This window comes from Enterobacter sp. ODB01 (assembly GCF_001623605.1).
Classification (GTDB): domain Bacteria; phylum Pseudomonadota; class Gammaproteobacteria; order Enterobacterales; family Enterobacteriaceae; genus Enterobacter; species Enterobacter kobei.
The window spans coordinates 2,139,152-2,156,521 of record NZ_CP015227.1 but is presented as its reverse complement, the minus strand read 5'-3'; the positions used below and the strand labels follow the sequence as shown (position 1 = coordinate 2,156,521).

Sequence of the window (17,370 nt, the reverse complement as noted above, 5' to 3'; positions counted from 1 at the left end):
TGAATCAAATGACGATGTTACGCCCCGCTATACTTCTGTTTATTCTGCTGTCGCTGATTACCGGCGGCCTCTACCCGCTGGTCACCACCGCCCTGGGCCAGTGGTGGTTTAAGGATCAGGCTAACGGCTCGCTGATTATGCAAAACGGTGAAAACCGCGGTTCGCGCCTGATTGGTCAGAGCTTTACGGACGCTCGCTACTTCCAGGGACGCCCTTCCGCCACTGCCGAAAGCCCGTATAATCCGATGGCATCCGGCGGCAGTAACCTGGCGGGCAGCAACCCGGCGCTGGACAAAGCCGTCGCCGAGCGCGTGGCCGCCCTGCGCGCCGCCAATCCACAGGCCAGCCGCGAGGTTCCCGTGGAGCTGGTCACCGCCTCAGCCAGCGGGCTGGACTATAGCCTGACGCCGGCAGCGGTGGCGTGGCAGATCCCGCGCGTTGCCGCCGCCCGTCAATTGAGTATTGAACAGGTGAGCAAGCTGGTGGCAGAACACACACAAAAGCCGCTGGTCAGCTATATCGGCATGCCGGTAGTGAATATTGTTGAGCTGAATCTGGCGCTGGACGCGCTAAGGAAAAACTAAATGACCGACGAGCCCATGCGCCCGGATCCGGACAGGCTGCTTGAACAGACGGCTGAAGCCCATCGCGGCAAACTGAAAATTTTCTTTGGCGCCTGCGCGGGTGTCGGGAAAACCTTCGCCATGCTGACGGAAGCCCAGCGGCTTCGGGCGCAGGGGCTCGATATACTCATCGGCGTGGTTGAAACCCACGGACGTAAAGAGACGGCATCGCTGCTGAAGGGGCTTGCCACCCAGCCGCCCCGCCGCATCAGCCATCGGGGTCGTTTAGTCACTGAGTTTGATATTGATGCCGCCCTCGCCCGCCGTCCGGCGCTTATCCTGATGGACGAACTGGCGCACAGCAATGCGCCAGGCTCGCGTCACCCCAAGCGCTGGCAGGATGTGGAAGAATTACTTGAAGCTGGCATTGATGTTTTCACGACGGTTAACGTGCAGCATCTGGAAAGCCTGAACGATGTGGTCAGCGGCGTGACCGGCATTCAGGTGCGCGAGACGGTGCCCGACCCTTTCTTCGATTCCGCTGACGAAGTGGTGCTGGTCGACCTGCCGCCGGATGATTTGCGCCAGCGCCTGCACGAAGGCAAAGTCTATATTGCCGGACAGGCCGAGCGTGCCATCGAACATTTCTTCCGCAAAGGCAACCTGATTGCCCTGCGCGAACTGGCTCTGCGCCGTACTGCCGATCGCGTTGACGATCAGATGCGTGCCTGGCGCGATTTGCAGGGCCAGGAACGCGTCTGGCATACGCGGGATGCCATCCTGCTGTGCGTGGGGCACGGCAGCGGTAACGAAAAACTTGTCCGCACCGCCGCGCGTCTGGCCGCCAAATTTGGCAGCGTCTGGCATGCGGTGTATGTCGAAACGCCGCAGCTTCATGCCCTGCCCGAAAACCAGCGCCGCGCGATTCTGAGTTCGCTGCGCCTGGCGCAGGAGCTGGGTGCCGAAACCGCCACCCTTTCCGATCCTCAGGAAGATAAAGCCATTCTGCGCTACGCCCGGGAGCATAACCTGGGGAAAATCGTCATTGGCCGTCGCCAGCATCGTCGCTGGTTTAGCCGTGAATCCTTTGCCGACAAACTGGCCCGCCGCGCGCCGGATCTGGACCTGGTGATCGTGGCGCTGGATGATAAACCCACACCCCTTCCCAGCCGCGCCCCGGACAGCCGTACTTTCAGTGATAAATGGCGCATTCAGCTTCGCGGCTGCCTGGTGGCCGTCGTGCTCTGCGCCCTGATCACGATCATTGCCAGCAAATGGCTGATTGCCTTCGACGCGGCCAACCTGGTGATGATCTACCTCCTTGGCGTGGTGGTGGTGGCGCTCTTTTACGGACGCTGGCCGTCGGTGCTGGCAACGGTGATTAACGTCATCAGCTTTGATCTGTTCTTTATTGCCCCTCGCGGGACGCTCGCCGTGTCGGACGTACAGTACATCCTGACCTTTGCCGTGATGCTCACCGTCGGGCTGGTGATCGGCAATCTGACGGCGGGCGTGCGCTACCAGGCGCGCATCGCCCGCTACCGCGAACAGCGCACGCGGCATCTGTATGAAATGTCGAAATCGCTGGCGGTGGGTCGGACCCCGCTGGATATTGTGCAGACCAGCGAGCAGTTTATTCGCTCGACGTTTCATGCCAGCAACCTGATTTTACTCCCGGACGAACACGGTAAGCTGCGCCCGCTAACCTCGGCCTCCGGCATGACGCCCTGGGACGAAGCCATCGCGCGCTGGAGCTTTGATAAAGGGTTACCTGCGGGCGCAGGGACCGACACCCTGCCCGGCGTGCCCTATCAAATTCTGCCGCTACGCAGCGCCGATAAAAATCAGGGGTTGGTGATTGTTGAGCCCTCAAACTTGCGTCAGCTGATGATCCCCGAGCAGCAGCGGCTGCTGGAGACTTTTACGCTGCTGGTTGCCAGCGCGCTGGAACGGCTGGCGCTTACCGCCAGTGAAGAACAGGCCCGACTGGCCAGCGAGCGTGAAAGCATTCGTAACTCGCTGCTGGCGGCGCTGTCGCACGACCTGCGGACCCCGCTGACCGTTCTGTTTGGTCAGTCAGAAATCCTGACGCTGGACCTGGCCGCGGAAGGGTCTAAACACGCCCTTCAGGCCAGCGAAATCCGCCAGCACGTGCTGAATACCACCCGTCTGGTGAATAACCTGCTCGATATGGCGCGCATTCAGTCGGGCGGATTTAACCTCAAAAAAGAGTGGCTCACGCTGGAAGAAGTGGTAGGCAGCGCGCTGAAAATGCTGGAGCCCGGCCTCGGTGGGCGGCATATCGCGCTGAACATGCCTGAACCCCTGACCTTAATTCACGTCGATGGCCCCTTGTTTGAACGGGTGCTGATCAATCTGCTGGAAAATGCCGGTAAATATGCCGGCTCAAGTGCCCGGATTGGCGTGGATGCGATGGTAGAGGATGGCACGCTTCATCTTGACGTCTGGGATACCGGACCGGGCATTCCTGCCGGGCAGGAGCTGGCTATTTTCGAAAAATTCGCGCGCGGGAACAAGGAGTCGGCCATTCCGGGCGTTGGGCTCGGGCTGGCGATTTGTCAGGCGATCGTTGACGTCCATGGCGGAACCATTTCCGCAGAGAATCGTCCGGAAGGCGGCGCGCGTTTTTGTGTTACACTTCCTCTGGAAACCCCGCCAGAACTGAATGAATTACCCGAGGATTTGTGATTAACGTTCTGATTGTCGAAGATGAGATCGCCATTAGCCGTTTTCTGCGCGCTGCGCTGGAAGGAGACGGTCTGCGCGTTCACGATGCGGGTACGCTTCAACGGGGTTTAATTGAAGCCGCCACCCGCAAGCCGGACCTGGTGATCCTCGATCTTGGGCTGCCGGATGGCGACGGCATCGATTTTATTCGTGAGGTTCGTCAGTGGAGCCAGATGCCGATTCTCGTGCTCTCTGCCCGTACTGAAGAGACGGATAAAATCGCCGCGCTGGATGCCGGCGCCGATGACTATCTGATTAAACCCTTTGGCATTGGCGAATTGCAGGCTCGCCTGCGCGTGGCGCTGCGTCGTCATAGCGCCACCACGCCTGCCGACCCAACCTACACGTTTGGTGATATTCGGGTTGACCTCGCCGCACGGCGCATTGTGCGCGGTGAAGAGGAAATCCATCTTACCCCCATCGAATTCCGCCTGCTCGCCGTGCTGCTTAATAACCACGGCAAGGTTCTCACCCAGCGCCAGCTGTTGAGTCAGGTGTGGGGACCCAACGCGGTGGAACATAGTCACTATTTGCGCATATATATGGGTCACCTTCGTCAGAAACTGGAAGTCGACCCCGCTCGCCCTCGCCATTTATTAACTGAAACCGGTATCGGTTATCGGTTTATGCTTTGAATAACTATTCATATTATTTTCTAAATAATCAAAAAACCTCTCAATCAATATTAAAAAAATAATCAATACATTATTCCATGGATTATTTTTGCTCGTTTAAAACATTAACAAAACCAATCATTAACACTTCAACAACAAATCAGCATTTTGATCTGCGTTATTCATCAAAAACGACTAATTATTTCTGAAATGATCGGTTAAGGGTGATCTGATTCACAGTTAATCCCTTTTTCCTGGATAAAATGACCATGCTTTCAATTACTGAAAGGAAAATGAAACATGGAAAACAACAATCGCTTAATGCCCCATATAAGGCGGACAACACATATCATGATGTTTGCCCACCGAAACTGCTTTGACTTTCACCTCTTTAATGCCCGGTAGTCCTTAGACTTCTGGCGCACTCGCTTACAGGTCATCCTGAAACACCTTATTTTACAGGCCATTGCCTGTGAACTCGTGCGCTCATTCAATTTAATTCAGACTCATCCGCAACCGGGCGGACTGAATTCCAATCATCAAAAAGCAATTTACTGATTTTAATCAGCGGCCACACATTGCTTTTTTTCCGGAAAATTATCGATTTCTTTCTGACAAGAAATCGAAGGACGCTTATTACCTAAAATAAAGAGAGAAAGATGAAAAGTTTAAAAATCGCGGCCAGCCGTGCATGTCCGGACTGCTTTACCACCCAGCGTGAGCTTGTGGATGTCCGCGCTTCTGATTATATCGACGTCGCAGCCATTGTTCTGGCCGTTAGCGATATTTCCAGCGGCATACTGGAAGAAATAGAAGCCACCGGATTTGGCATTCCCGTCTTTGTCGCAACGCATAAAGAAGAGATCATTCCGGCAGATTATTTATCGCGCATTCACGGCGTATTTGAGCATTCAGACACCAGCAACGATTTTTATGGCCGCCAGCTGGAAGCGGCAGCCCAGAAGTACGAAACCCAACTGCGGCCGCCGTTTTTCCGTGCCCTTGTAGACTACGTGAAACAGGGTAACAGCGCATTTGACTGCCCGGGGCATCAGGGGGGGCAATTCTTCCGCCGTCATCCTGCGGGCAATCAGTTTGTCGATTTCTTTGGTGAAACGCTTTTCCGTTCCGACCTGTGTAACGCCGACGTGGCAATGGGCGATCTGCTGATCCACGAAGGCGCGCCGTGCATTGCGCAGCAACATGCCGCAAAGGTCTTTAATGCCGATAAGACCTACTTTGTGCTGAATGGGACCTCCTCATCCAACAAAGTGGTCCTTAACGCCCTGCTCACCCCTGGCGACCTGGTGCTGTTTGACCGTAATAACCACAAATCGAACCATCACGGCGCCCTTCTTCAGGCTGGCGCGACACCGGTCTATCTGGAAACCGCGCGCAACCCGTACGGCTTTATTGGTGGCATTGACGCGCACTGCTTTGAGGAAAGCTACCTGCGCGAGTTGGTAGCCGAGGTGGCGCCAGGTCGTGCACGCGATGCACGTCCGTTCCGTCTGGCGGTGATCCAGCTGGGTACCTACGATGGCACCATCTATAACGCCCGTCAGGTGGTGGATAAGATTGGGCATCTGTGTGATTACATCCTGTTCGACTCGGCCTGGGTAGGTTACGAGCAGTTTATCCCGATGATGGCAGATTGCTCGCCGCTGCTGCTGGAGCTGAACGAAAACGACCCGGGAATTCTGGTCACCCAGTCGGTACATAAACAGCAGGCAGGCTTCTCGCAAACCTCACAGATCCACAAAAAGGACAGCCATATCAAAGGCCAGCAGCGCTATGTACCCCACAAGCGGCTGAATAATGCTTTTATGATGCACGCCTCCACCAGCCCGTTCTACCCTCTGTTTGCTGCGCTAGATATTAACGCCCGTATGCATGAAGGTCAGAGCGGTCGCAATATGTGGATGGACTGCGTGGTTAACGGTATCGAAGCGCGCAAACTGATCCTGGAGAACTGCCAGTACCTTCGTCCGTTTGTGCCGGAGACGGTGGATGGCCGTCCGTGGGAAAGCTTCGACACAGCGGAAATTGCCACCGATCTGCGCTTCTTCCACTTCGTACCGGGTGAAAACTGGCACGCTTTTGAGGGCTATGCCGAGCACCAGTACTTTATCGACCCGTGCAAGCTCCTGCTGACCACGCCAGGTATTAACGCCCGCACCGGCGAGTATGAGGATTTCGGCGTGCCCGCCACCATCCTCGCCAACTTCCTGCGTGAAAACGGCATCGTGCCGGAGAAATGCGATCTCAACTCGATCCTGTTCCTGCTCACCCCTGCGGAAGATATGGGCAAACTGCAGCAGCTGGTGGCGCAGCTGGTGCGCTTCGAAAAACTGCTCGAGAGCGATGTTCCGCTGAAAGAGGTCCTGCCTTCTCTCTACAAACAACATCCGGAACGTTACGCGGATTACACGCTGCGCCAGATTTGCCAGGAGATGCACGATCTCTATGCCCGCTATAACGTGAAGCAACTGCAAAAAGAGATGTTCCGCAAGTCTCACTTCCCGCGCGTGATGATGAACCCGCAGGAGGCAAACTATGCGTATCTGCGTGGTGAAGTCGAACTGGTCTCCCTGCGCGACGCGGAAGGCCGCATTGCCGCTGAAGGCGCCCTGCCTTATCCGCCTGGGGTGCTGTGCGTTGTCCCGGGCGAAGTCTGGGGCGGCTCCGTGCTGCGCTACTTTGCCGCGCTGGAAGACGGTATCAACCTGCTACCAGGCTTCGCGCCTGAGCTGCAGGGCGTATACGTCGAAGAGTGTGAGGGTCGCAAACAGGTTCGCTGTAACGTCATCAAACAACCCGCCGCTCAGCCCGCGCTGCTGAAAGGAGAGACATTATGAGCAAATCCAATAAGATGGGCGTGGTGCAGCTGACCATCCTCACCATGGTCAACATGATGGGGTCCGGGATCATCATGCTGCCCACCAAGCTTGCCGAAGTGGGCACCATTTCGATTATCTCCTGGCTGGTGACGGCGGTGGGGTCAATGGCGCTGGCGTGGGCATTCGCCAAATGCGGGATGTTCAGCCGCAAGTCCGGCGGGATGGGCGGCTATGCGGAATACGCTTTTGGTAAGTCCGGCAACTTTATGGCCAACTATACCTATGGTGTATCGCTGCTGATCGCCAACGTGGCGATTGCCATTTCCGCCGTGGGTTACGGGACGGAACTGTTTGGCGCCACGCTCACCCCGGTACAAATTGGGCTGGCGACCATCGGGGTGCTGTGGATCTGCACCGTGGCGAACTTCGGCGGCGCGCGTATCACCGGACAACTGAGCAGCATCACCGTCTGGGGCGTGATTATCCCGGTCGTCGGTTTATGCATCATCGGCTGGTTCTGGTTTAGTCCTACGCTCTACGCCAACTCCTGGAACCCGCATCATGTGCCGTTCTTTACCGCCGTGGGCTCTTCTATCGCCATGACGCTGTGGGCTTTCCTCGGACTGGAATCGGCCTGCGCGAACGCGGAAGTAGTTGAGAACCCGGAAAAGAACGTGCCGATTGCGGTACTTGGCGGAACGCTGGGGGCGGCGGTGATCTATATCGTCTCAACCAACGTGATTGCCGGGATTGTGCCGAATATGGATCTGGCTAACTCCACGGCACCGTTCGGGCTGGCTTTCGCCCAGATGTTCACCCCGGAAGTCGGGAAGGTGATTATGGGTCTGATGGTGATGTCCTGCTGCGGTTCGCTTCTCGGCTGGCAGTTCACCATCGCGCAGGTGTTTAAATCCTCGGCTGACGAAGGTTATTTCCCCAAAATCTTCTCCCGCGTCACCAAAGCGGACGCACCGGTGCAGGGCATGCTGGCCATCGTGATTTTCCAGAGTGGATTGTCGCTGATGACCATTAGCCCGTCGCTGAACAGCCAGTTCAACGTGCTGGTCAACCTGGCGGTGGTGACGAACATCATTCCGTACATTCTGTCGATGGCCGCGCTGGTGATTATTCAGAAGGTCGCGAAGGTGGATCCGCGTAAAGCACGAGCAGCGAATATCGTGGCGCTCATTGGGGCGATTTACAGCTTCTATGCGCTCTACTCTTCCGGTCAGGAAGCGATGCTCTATGGGGCAATGGTGACCTTTATGGGCTGGACGCTGTACGGTCTGGTGTCACCACGGTTTGAATTGAAGAATAAGCATAGTTAGGTAAAAACAAAACGGCAGCCCGAGGGTTGCCGTTTTTATTGTTTTCTCCCTCTCCCCGTGGGAGAGGGCCGGGGTGAGGGCATCAGCCCGCACCGATAACGCACTTACGCGTTCTTCAGCACTTCGCTGACAATCTCTACGGCTTCTTTCTCAATCTGCTGACGGTGCTCAGCGCCGAGGAAGCTTTCGCAATAGATTTTATACGCGTCTTCCGTACCGGATGGACGTGCAGCGAACCAGCCGTTGTCGGTCATTACTTTCAGCCCGCCGATAGACGCGCCGTTACCCGGTGCAGCCGTCAGACGCGCGGTGATCGGATCACCTGCCAGGGTGTTAGCACTGACCATCTCCGGAGAGAGTTTAGACAGCGCCGCTTTCTGGGCTGAGGTCGCGCTCGCCTGAATACGGTTGTAGCTTGGCGCACCAAAACGTGCCGCCAGGTCGTTGTAATGTTCCTGCGGGTTCTTACCGGTGACCGCGGTGATCTCCGCCGCCAGCAGGCACATGATGATACCGTCTTTATCGGTTGACCATGGAGTGCCGTCGAAACGCAGGAAGGATGCCCCGGCGCTCTCTTCACCACCGAAGCCGAAGCTGCCGTCGTGCAGACCGTCAACAAACCATTTGAAGCCCACCGGCACTTCCACCAGCTTGCGGCCCAGCGCGTCGACCACGCGGTCGATCATCGCGGAAGAGACCAGCGTTTTACCGACAGCCACCTCTTTGCCCCACTGCGGACGATGCTGGAACAGGTAGTTGATCGCCACAGCCAGATAGTGGTTCGGGTTCATCAGCCCGGCAGGGGTGACGATACCGTGACGGTCATAATCCGGGTCGTTCGCAAACGCCAGATCGAATTTGTCGCGCAGCGCCAGCAGGCCCGCCATCGCACACTCGGAGGAGCAGTCCATACGGATCGCGCCGTCTTTATCCAGGTGCATAAAGCGGAAGGTCTGATCGACGTGATCGTTCACGATGGTCAGATCCAGCTTGTAATGCTCGGCAATGCGTTTCCAGTACTCGATACCGGAGCCGCCCAGCGGGTCCACGCCCAGCTTCAGGCCTGCTTTCTGAATCGCCGCCATATCGACGATATCCGCCAGCCCTTCCACGAACGGCTGAACCAGATCCTGCTCTTTTACGTGACCGGACGCCATTGCCGCATCCAGAGAGATGCGTTTCACGCCTTTCAGACCGTCAGCCAACAGCGCGTTTGCGCGGTCTTCTACCACTTTGGTGACGTTAGTATCTGCCGGGCCACCGTTAGGCGGGTTGTATTTAATGCCCCCGTCTTCCGGCGGGTTGTGGGATGGCGTGATAACAATCCCGTCAGCCAGCGCACCACCTTTTTTGTTGTGCACCAGGATAGCGTTAGACACCGCCGGCGTTGGCGTGAAGCCGTTATTCTCCTGCACAATCACGTCGACGCCGTTTGCCGCCAGCACTTCCAGCACAGAGATGAACGCCGGTTCAGACAGCGCATGGGTATCTTTCCCCACGTAGCACGGACCGGTAACGCCGTTTTTAGCGCGCTCTTCCGCAATGGCCTGAGCAATGGCCAGAATGTGCGGTTCGTTAAAGCTGTGGCGCGCCGCGCTGCCGCGGTGACCAGATGTACCAAACTTCACTGCGTGTTCTGCGTTGCCCACGACCGGTTTCAGCACGTAATACTGCGCGGTCAGCTGAGCGACGTTAATCAAATCGCTTTGTTGTGCAGGTTGGCCTGCACGGCTGTGATTTGCCATTACCGGGTCCTTCTGATGCAAGGGTTAAATTGTACCGCAAACCTTTTCAATCAATTCCGCCGGGAACTGCATGGACTGCATGATGTGTTCAATCATGCTGCACTTGCGGCCCGTATTGGTATTGGTGATCACCCAGTATGGGGTGCCAGGGACATGTTTAGGTTTGGTTTGGTTGCCATTTTGCAGCAGCGTTTGCTCGTCACCCGCGAAATAGACGCGAGTACGACCGTGCAGCGACTCGGTCGCTTCAGCAAACGCTTTGTTATCCAGGGAGTAAAGTGTAGACAGCACCAGCATAAAGCGGTTAACCGCCTTTTTCTGCTCCGCATACTCGTCGGACAGCAGCAGCTCGCGCATCGCGCGTACTTTATCTTTTACCGGCGTCACGGCAGGCTTTGCTTGTGCAACAACGCTCGGCTGAGACACGACATCTTTGGTGACTGGGGTAGCAGGCTGTGAAGCGGCGGAAATTTTAAGCATGCGCCGTAAAATGTCGGACGCGCTCTCCCCGATATGCCGCGTTTGGCTGGCAATATACTGATAGAGTTCGTCATCAACTTCGATTGTTTTCATCTTAATCCAGTGCGATATCTTATCTGAATACAAGTCATTGGGATTATAAGGTCAAATCCCAACAGCGGATAGCGTCAAACCAGGTTGGCGGCAAAAGTCAGATTAAACTGGAACCTTGCGGCCGGGCGGCAGAATGGTCAACATGATACCCTAACCTGACAAACGTAAAAAAAGAACTTTGCCATGAAATTGAATACCCGAGCGCAAACTGCACAATCGCCGAACAATAATTCTCCCATCGTACTGGTTCATGGACTTTTTGGCAGCCTGGATAACCTGGGCGTGCTGGCGCGCGATCTGGTTACCGATCACGATATTTTACAGGTCGATATGCGCAACCACGGACTTTCCGGGCGCGCAGACGAGATGACCTACGCGGCAATGGCGCAGGATCTTCTGGATACGCTCGACGCCCACAACCTGCAGAAAGTGACCCTCATCGGGCATTCGATGGGCGGCAAAGCGGTCATGGCGCTCACGGCACTGGCCCCTGAGCGAATTTCCGGGCTGGTGGTGATTGATGTCGCCCCAGTGGATTACGACGTTCGCCGTCACGATGAGATCTTCGCGGCAATTAATGCGGTGACGGAGGCCGGCGTTTCCACCCGTCAGCAGTCAGCAGCCGTGATGCGTGAGCATCTTGATGAAGAAGGCGTGGTGCAATTCCTGCTGAAGTCGTTTGTTGAGGGGCAATGGCGTTTTAACGTCCCGGTGCTGTGGGACCAGTATAATAACATCGTGGGCTGGGAGGCCGTCCCCGCCTGGCCGCATCCTACCCTCTTCATTCGTGGCGGTAACTCGCCTTACGTTACTGATGCTTACCGCGACACGCTGCTGGCACAATTCCCGCAGGCGCGCGCCCATGTAATTGCCGGTGCCGGGCATTGGGTACATGCGGAAAAACCTGATGCAGTCCTGCGCGCCATTCGTCGCTATCTCACTGATACGGCAAATTGATTAAAAAGAGAGCGACTGGAAGACGACGGGCTTCCAGTCGTTGGCGTGCCGTTTTTGCTGATGTATGATGGCGCGCTTATCGCCCGGGCATTAGCAGGGCGGCTTGTTTCCCCCGAAGTCTCTGAATCATGGCCAAAGAACAAACGGACCGTACGACACTAGATCTGTTCGCGAATGAGCGTCGACCGGGACGACCGAAAACGAATCCGCTTTCGCGCGACGAACAGCTGCGTATTAATAAACGCAACCAGCTTAAACGCGATAAAAATCGTGGGCTTAAGCGTGTCGAATTGAAGCTCAACGCTGACGCTGTCGATGCGCTTAACGAGCTGGCGGAAGCGCGTAATATCAGCCGCAGCGAGCTCATTGAAGAGATGCTGATCGCCCAGCTTGAGACATTGCGCAGCCAGGCATAAGTCTGAAAAACCCCTTTTTTACCCTTTTCATGTAGCACAGAGTGCAGTCCTGCGCGATAGCGGTTTCCGCAGGGTTGCCTGTTCTGCTATTATTGCCCTTATCCGTGGCCGAATTGCGCCACCATACCATTAAGTTTCAAGAGGTTATTTTACTCATGGCAATCATCGGCATTTTCTTCGGCAGTGATACCGGCAATACCGAAAATATCGCAAAAAACATTCAGAAACAGCTCGGTAAAGACGTTGCTGATGTGCATGACATCGCCAAGAGCAGCAAAGAAGATCTCGAGGGCTACGACATTCTGCTGCTGGGTATTCCAACCTGGTACTACGGTGAAGCACAGTGCGACTGGGATGATTTCTTCCCAACGCTGGAAGAGGTGGACTTCAACGGCAAGCTGGTTGCCCTGTTTGGCTGTGGCGATCAGGAAGACTATGCCGAGTACTTCTGCGACGCGCTGGGCACCATCCGCGACATCATTGAGCCGAACGGCGCCGTTATTGTCGGTCACTGGCCCACTGCCGGTTACCACTTTGAAGCCTCCAAAGGTCTTGCCGATGACGATCACTTCGTGGGTCTGGCCATCGACGAAGACCGTCAGCCTGAGCTCACCGCTGAGCGCGTAGAGAAGTGGGTTAAGCAGATCCGTGAAGAACTGCACCTGGACGATATTCTCAACGCCTGATTTTCGCGGCGCAACGGCGGTTGCGCCCGTTTTCCAGGTAAAACCGATTAAATTAATTGCTACAAACTTTTAACTTTTTCGCTCAGACCTGTACAATGTTTCCCTGGTAAAATGTGGTTTTCATTTCACAAGTTTGTCGGTGATACCCCATTTTTATAAGCATACTTTGCCTGAGACTTGCAGTTTTCATTTAGCCGTGGCAGTTCTATAATGAGACGCAATATCCAAGGTGCATTTTCTGTCACTTCTTTCAGAAGTGAATCGTTTAGCAACAGGACAGATTCCGCATGACTGACAACAATACCGCATTAAAGAAGGCTGGCCTGAAAGTAACGCTTCCTCGGTTAAAAATCCTCGAAGTGCTTCAGGGTCCAGACAACCACCATGTCAGTGCGGAAGACCTCTATAAACGTCTTATCGACATGGGTGAAGAGATTGGTCTGGCCACCGTTTATCGCGTGCTGAACCAGTTTGATGACGCGGGCATTGTTACCCGTCATAATTTCGAAGGCGGTAAATCTGTATTCGAACTGACCCAGCAGCATCACCACGATCACCTGATCTGCCTCGATTGCGGCAAGGTCATTGAATTCAGCGATGATTCCATCGAATCGCGTCAGCGTGAAATCGCCGCTCGTCATGGCATCCGCCTGACCAACCACAGCCTGTACCTGTATGGTCACTGCGCTGAAGGTGATTGCCGCGAAAATGAACACGCGCACGACGCAAAATAAGTCACGTTCATACTCTGAGCCAGCCGTAAGGCTGGCTTTTTTTTGCCTTAAAAAGCCCGGTGGCGCTGCGCCTGGGCCTACGGACTATGACGCCTTTGTAGGCCCGGTAAGCGCAGCGCCACCGGGCGTAAAGCAACTTAATTATTGTTATTGCGTATCTCGTTCCAGATCTTATCGCAACGCTTCGCGACTTCCTGATCGTTACCCGTTTTACGCGCCTGGATACAGGCTTGATAATCCATCACACGAATATTCTCCTGCGTCGCGAATTGCTCATGCGCCTTCTCTTTCTTCAGCACATTCAGTACGCTCTGACAGGCTTCAATTTTCTCCGGCGAGCCTTGTGCGGTATTAATACAGGCGCTGTAAGCCTCCTTCAGCCTGGAATCTTCCTTCGGTGCCTGAGGCTGAGCGCAGGCCACCAGCCCCGATGCAAGCATCGCGACAATTACGATTTTTTTCATCATGTGCAGTCTCCGGTCCGGCGGGCCTTAACCCGCCGGAAGATTCATCAGAAGATGGTGAATGGGGCAATAACCATGAATTTCACGTCACGTTCATCCTGGAAGATGTTGCCGTAACCGCCCGCATAGCTCGGGATATCGGAGTGGTTGTCATACTGAGTGAAGTGTAGTTTGAACATCGTGCCCTTCGCGCGCCCATCCTGCAGGGTATAGATAGCATCCAGGCTGTAGGAGGACTCTTTCAGGCGATAGTTTGGATCGTAGTACGCATCCGGCGTGGCCATGTCGCCAGGTTTTGCGTCCCAGGCGTAAGCGTAAGAAGCGCCCACTGCCCAACCCGGCAGGTTCCAGTTTTTCAGATCATACATTGCGCCGAAGAAGACCGCTTTTTCACCATCGGCGTTGAAGTCTGAGCGGTTATCCCACCAGATATCCAGACGACCGTTAGATGACGCGTAAGTTGGCGTCATACGTTGCAGGAAGTAGCCCTGCTGCCCTTCCGCCTTCACCCATGTCCCTTCCAGGCGTAAATCAACCTGGCCCACTTTATAGCCGAAAGTCAGCGCCTGCAGCCACGCGGTGCCGTCATAAATGTCGTTGACGCCGCCATCGCTGACCTTGTCACGCGTACCATAGAACTGGTAGCTGGTGCTCAGCGGACTTCCTGCGATATCAAATTTGTAGCTGGCTTTAGCAAAATACTGATCGATATAGCCTTCCGCCTGACCAAATGCGGCTTCCAGTACCAGATCGTTTTTAAAGTCGTATTTCGCGCCCAGCGAGTGGAGATAATCGACTTTGGTTTTCTTATCGTTCTGGTAGAACTTGTCCATTTCAATGTGCCATGGAGCCTTATACTCGTTGGTCCACATATAGGAGAAGCTCAACGCACCCGCATCACCATAGTCAAAGTTCGCCCCGGCTTCTGCACCCTGATAGGTACCTGGCATGAAGCTCCAGTGTGGTGCTAACAGCGTCTGGCCGGTTGGCTGAATATACCCTCCACGCGCCCAGACCGGGCCGTATTTAAATTTCGCTGCGGCCTTGTACAGGCTGATACCGCTCTTATCACCGGACCAGTCTTCATCGTAAGCTTTGTTGCTGGAGGAGAAGGCAATTTCGTTAGGGTGGCCGCTGTCGCCGTTTTCCGCCATTTCGATCGCGGTGAATGCAGCGATATCCAGGCCGAACATATCTGCGGCATAGCCTGACTGGAAGTCCAGGTTGGCGTTCCAGGTGGAGTGAGAAAGGTTGGTTTTATATTTGTCTTCGGCGACGTCTTTACGGTCACGTTCACGCTGCCAGTAATAGATGCCGCCCGTGAGGGTAGAATCGTCGATGAAACCCGCAGCTTTCGCCTCAGGTGTAACAACCAGGCCAGACATTGCTGTCACACCGGCAATAGCCAGCGCCAGCGCACTACGTTTGCCACTGAACGTACGCATAGATTATTCCTCTTTGACGAATTAAAGCGCCTAAAACGGCGAAAATAAAAAAGACCAGGCGGTCAGGGGTAGTTATAAATACCCTCGAATTAACTACCGTCTTTAGGTTATTTTTCGCGACGCGAATTATCAATGCTTTTCATCAGGCAAAAGTCAGGATTATGACGAAGTGCACATAATTGGTAGTGCTTTGTAACATTTGGCCGAAAGCGTGATTTGGCGGGGGTATAGCAGCGTATTTCAGGGTATCAGAACATTAAAAATCGCGTATTTTGCGAAATTTGCCATTTTCAAAAACAGACAAACTTTTTTAAAAAAAATAAGTAGCACCACATTGACCAAAAATAACGGCGGACATTTTTACAACGCCACTTTAACGATATGATCATTAATAAAAAAAACGCCGCAATAAGCGGCGTTTGTTTCTCATTGACCAGAGCGGCGTTATTATTCGCCGATCTTGGTCCAGGTGTCACGCAGACCGACGGTACGGTTAAATACCGGTTTTTCCGCAGTGCTGTAACGGCTGTCCAGGCAGAAGTAACCTTCACGCTCGAACTGGAACGCTTTACCTGCTTCAGCTGTTTTCAGCGATGGCTCAGCATAACCCTGTTTGATCACCAGAGATTCCGGGTTGATCGTCGCCAGGAAGTCTTCCGCCGCACCCGGGTTAGGCACGCTGAAAAGACGATCGTACAGACGGATTTCTACCGGCAGCGCGTGAGAAGCGCTTACCCAGTGGATAACGCCTTTCACCTTGCGACCATCGGCAGGATCTTTGCTCAGCGTTTCGGCATCGTATGAACAGAAGATGGTGGTGATATTCCCTTCTGCATCTTTCTCTACGCGCTCGGCTTTGATCACGTAAGCGTTACGCAGACGGACTTCTTTACCCAGCACCAGACGCTTGTACTGCTTGTTGGCTTCTTCACGGAAGTCAGCGCGGTCGATCCAGATTTCACCGCTGAACGGTACGTCACGGCTTCCCATTTCCGGTTTGTTCGGATGGTTAGGCATGGCAACCAGCTCACTCGCACCCTGAGGATAGTTTTCGATAACCAGTTTTACCGGGTCGATAACCGCCATCGCGCGCGGGGCATTTTCGTTGAGGTCTTCACGAATGCAGGACTCCAGCGACGCCATTTCAATGGTGTTATCCTGCTTGGTCACGCCGATGCGCTTGCAGAACTCACGAATAGAAGCAGCGGTGTAGCCACGACGACGCAGACCAGAAATGGTCGGCATACGCGGGTCGTCCCAGCCCTCAACGTGCTTGTCAGTCACCAGCAGGTTCAGCTTACGCTTGGACATCACGGTGTATTCCAGATTCAGACGAGAGAACTCGTACTGACGCGGATGCACAGGGATGGTGATGTTATCCAGCACCCAGTCGTACAGGCGACGGTTGTCCTGGAACTCAAGCGTACACAGCGAGTGGGTAATGCCTTCCAGCGCATCGCTGATGCAGTGGGTGAAGTCGTACATCGGGTAGATGCACCACTTGTTACCGGTCTGGTGGTGTTCAGCAAACTTAATGCGGTACAGCACCGGATCGCGCATCACGATGAACGGAGAAGCCATGTCGATTTTGGCACGCAGACAGGCTTTGCCTTCTTCAAAACCACCCGCACGCATTTTTTCAAACAGCGCCAGGTTCTCTTCCACGCTGCGATCGCGGAACGGACTGTTTTTGCCAGGCTGCGTCAGCGTACCGCGGTATTCACGGATTTCATCCGCGGACAGTTCATCGACGTACGCCAGACCTTTGTTGATCAGCTCAACCGCGTAAGCGTACAGCTGATCAAAATAGTCAGAGGAGTAGCAGATATCGCCAGACCAGTTGAAGCCCAGCCATTGCACGTCGTTCTTGATGGACTCAACGTATTCGATGTCTTCTTTTACTGGGTTGGTGTCATCGAAACGCAGGTTGCACTGCCCCTGATAGTCTTGCGCAATGCCAAAGTTCAGGCAGATGGATTTCGCATGACCAATATGCAGGTAGCCGTTCGGCTCCGGCGGGAAGCGGGTATGCACCGTGGTGTGCTTACCACTGGCCAGATCTTCATCGATGATCTGACGAATAAAGTTACTCGGGCGGGCTTCAGCCTCACTCATCGTGGATTCCTCAAAGCGTAAACAACGTATAACGGCATATGATCTTATAAGCCGGACGTAGTGACAACCCTTAGTTACGGAAAATACGTATCAGATGAAAATAATGGGGGCATTTGCTGCAAAAAAAAGCGGCGGAGGATAT

The 17,370-nt window shown here is 54.5% G+C and carries 15 protein-coding genes; 10 read left to right on the top strand and 5 right to left on the bottom strand.

Annotated elements, in window-relative coordinates:
* Nucleotides 1–8: 8 nt before the first annotated feature.
* The 6 genes from kdpC to potE all read left to right on the top strand — a co-directional run bounded on the left by kdpC (nt 9) and on the right by potE (nt 8,093).
* Entirely contained in the window at nt 9–584 is a 576-nt protein-coding gene (kdpC, locus tag A4308_RS10275) for a potassium-transporting ATPase subunit KdpC (RefSeq protein WP_045281604.1), read from the top strand.
* The gene (gene kdpD, locus A4308_RS10270) at nt 585–3,272 is read left to right on the top strand and encodes a two-component system sensor histidine kinase KdpD (RefSeq protein ID WP_023336921.1); all 2,688 of its coding nucleotides are present in this window, start codon (nt 585–587) and stop codon (nt 3,270–3,272) included.
* Complete coding sequence (gene kdpE, locus A4308_RS10265) at nt 3,269–3,946, top strand: two-component system response regulator KdpE (RefSeq protein ID WP_008501074.1); 678 nt, start codon at nt 3,269–3,271, stop codon at nt 3,944–3,946. The genes kdpD and kdpE overlap by 4 nt, the downstream gene beginning before the upstream one ends.
* A 279-nt stretch (nt 3,947–4,225) precedes the next feature.
* Complete coding sequence (speFL, locus tag A4308_RS22245) at nt 4,226–4,330, top strand: leader peptide SpeFL (protein WP_003858645.1); 105 nt, start codon at nt 4,226–4,228, stop codon at nt 4,328–4,330.
* A gap of 254 nt (nt 4,331–4,584) precedes the next feature.
* The gene (gene speF, locus A4308_RS10260; RefSeq protein ID WP_045281605.1) at nt 4,585–6,783 is read left to right on the top strand and encodes an ornithine decarboxylase SpeF; all 2,199 of its coding nucleotides are present in this window, start codon (nt 4,585–4,587) and stop codon (nt 6,781–6,783) included.
* A complete protein-coding gene (gene potE, locus A4308_RS10255) occupies nt 6,780–8,093 on the top strand; it encodes a putrescine-ornithine antiporter (RefSeq protein ID WP_022647448.1) in 1,314 nt (437 codons plus the stop codon). Before speF ends, potE begins: the two co-directional genes overlap by 4 nt.
* A 104-nt stretch (nt 8,094–8,197) precedes the next feature.
* Here potE and pgm read toward each other — a convergent pair whose 3' ends face one another.
* Nucleotides 8,198–9,838, bottom strand: coding sequence for a phosphoglucomutase (alpha-D-glucose-1,6-bisphosphate-dependent) (gene pgm / locus A4308_RS10250; RefSeq protein WP_014883020.1), 1,641 nt, complete (start codon nt 9,836–9,838; stop codon nt 8,198–8,200).
* 24 nt (nt 9,839–9,862) lie between these two features.
* Complete coding sequence (gene seqA, locus A4308_RS10245) at nt 9,863–10,411, bottom strand: replication initiation negative regulator SeqA (protein WP_014883019.1); 549 nt, start codon at nt 10,409–10,411, stop codon at nt 9,863–9,865.
* A 183-nt stretch (nt 10,412–10,594) separates the two neighbouring features.
* Between seqA and ybfF the strand changes: the two genes are divergently transcribed.
* The 4 genes from ybfF (at nt 10,595) to fur (ending at nt 13,204) form a co-directional block, all read left to right on the top strand.
* Nucleotides 10,595–11,368, top strand: a complete 774-nt coding sequence (gene ybfF, locus A4308_RS10240; protein WP_063308509.1) for an esterase — start codon at nt 10,595–10,597, stop codon at nt 11,366–11,368.
* Between the two features lie 128 nt (nt 11,369–11,496).
* The gene (ybfE, locus tag A4308_RS10235; protein WP_014883017.1) at nt 11,497–11,784 is read left to right on the top strand and encodes a LexA regulated protein; all 288 of its coding nucleotides are present in this window, start codon (nt 11,497–11,499) and stop codon (nt 11,782–11,784) included.
* A 155-nt stretch (nt 11,785–11,939) separates the two neighbouring features.
* The gene (gene fldA / locus A4308_RS10230) at nt 11,940–12,470 is read left to right on the top strand and encodes a flavodoxin FldA (protein WP_008501067.1); all 531 of its coding nucleotides are present in this window, start codon (nt 11,940–11,942) and stop codon (nt 12,468–12,470) included.
* A 287-nt stretch (nt 12,471–12,757) separates the two neighbouring features.
* Complete coding sequence (gene fur, locus A4308_RS10225) at nt 12,758–13,204, top strand: ferric iron uptake transcriptional regulator (protein ID WP_003858655.1); 447 nt, start codon at nt 12,758–12,760, stop codon at nt 13,202–13,204.
* Nucleotides 13,205–13,341: 137 nt separating this feature from the next.
* On the opposite strand, the gene chiQ is transcribed toward fur, so the two are convergent.
* From chiQ to glnS, 3 genes are all read right to left on the bottom strand, one after another.
* Nucleotides 13,342–13,668: a ChiQ/YbfN family lipoprotein gene (gene chiQ, locus A4308_RS10220; protein WP_014883016.1), complete on the bottom strand. Its 327-nt coding sequence runs from the start codon at nt 13,666–13,668 to the stop codon at nt 13,342–13,344.
* Nucleotides 13,669–13,715: 47 nt separating this feature from the next.
* Complete coding sequence (gene chiP / locus A4308_RS10215) at nt 13,716–15,113, bottom strand: chitoporin ChiP (protein WP_014883015.1); 1,398 nt, start codon at nt 15,111–15,113, stop codon at nt 13,716–13,718.
* Nucleotides 15,114–15,560: 447 nt separating this feature from the next.
* Nucleotides 15,561–17,228 carry a glutamine--tRNA ligase gene (gene glnS / locus A4308_RS10210; RefSeq protein ID WP_023332403.1) on the bottom strand — a complete coding sequence of 556 codons (1,668 nt, stop codon included), beginning with the start codon at nt 17,226–17,228 and terminating at the stop codon, nt 15,561–15,563.
* Between the last annotated feature and the right edge of the window lie 142 nt (nt 17,229–17,370).